Source organism: Streptomyces sp. NPDC002787, from assembly GCF_053592095.1.
Genome location: NZ_JBSFVC010000094.1, coordinates 1 through 1149 on the forward strand (window position 1 = coordinate 1; position 1149 = coordinate 1149).

The 1149-nt window shown below is 68.8% G+C and carries 1 pseudogene; it reads right to left on the reverse strand.

The window, feature by feature from the left end:
• A pseudogene (locus ACWD26_RS44105) lies at positions 1–1149 on the reverse strand (alpha-1,4-glucan--maltose-1-phosphate maltosyltransferase); the annotation flags it as partial.

Consider the following 1149-nt stretch of genomic DNA (forward strand, 5'->3'; position numbering starts at 1 on the left):
GGCGCGATCGTACGTCCGTCGCGTTCGGCGGCGTCCCAGTCGCGGGGGCGGAGTTGGTACTTCTCGGAGTCGAGGTATTCCTCGCTGTCGGGTTTGAGGGGGGTGTTCTCGCACAGTTCGTAGCCCGCGTACACGCCCCAGGTGGGGGAGAGGGTGGCGGCGAGGACGGCGCGGAGTTCGAAGGCGGGTCGGCCGCCGTGCTGGAGGAAGGCGTGGAGGATGTCGGGGGTGTTGACGAAGAAGTTGGGCCGCATGTAGGCGGCGGCTTCCCCGGCGAGTTCGGTGGCGTACTCGGTGAGTTCCTGTTTGGTGTTGCGCCAGGTGAAGTAGGTGTAGGACTGCTGGAAGCCGGTCGCGGCCAGGGTGTGCATCATCGCGGGGCGGGTGAAGGCCTCGGCGAGGAAGATGACGTCGGGGTCGGTGGCGTTGATGTCGGCGATGACCTGTTCCCAGAAGACGACCGGTTTGGTGTGGGGGTTGTCGACGCGGAAGATCCGCACCCCGTGGTCCATCCAGTGCCGCAGGATCCGGGTCGTTTCGGCGATGAGGCCGGGCATGTCGGCGTCGAAGGCGATGGGGTAGATGTCCTGGTACTTCTTCGGCGGGTTCTCGGCGTAGGCGATGGTGCCGTCGGGGCGGTGGTGGAACCACTCGGGGTGTTTGTGCACCCAGGGGTGGTCGGGTGAGCACTGCAGCGCGAAGTCCAGCGCCACTTCCAGGCCCAGGGTGCGGGCTTCGGTGACGAAGTGGTCGAAGTCCTCCAGGGTGCCCAGGTCGGGGTGGACGGCGTCGTGGCCGCCCTCGGGGGAGCCGATCGCCCACGGCACGCCGACGTCGTCGGGGGTGGGGGAGAGGGTGTTGTTGCGGCCCTTGCGGAAGGTGGTCCCGATGGGGTGGATCGGGGGGAGGTAGACGACGTCGAAGCCCATCGCGGCGATCGCGGGCAGGCGGCGGGCGGCGGTACGGAAGGTGCCGTGGGGCTGCTCCGGGGTGCCCTCGGAACGCGGGAAGAACTCGTACCAGGAGCCGAACAGGGCCCGTTCCCGTTCCACCAGCAGCGGCAACGGGTCGCTGGAGGAGACCAGTTCCCGCAAGGGGTGGCGGGTCAGGACCTCGTCCACCTCCGGCGCCAACGCCGCCGCCAGCCGG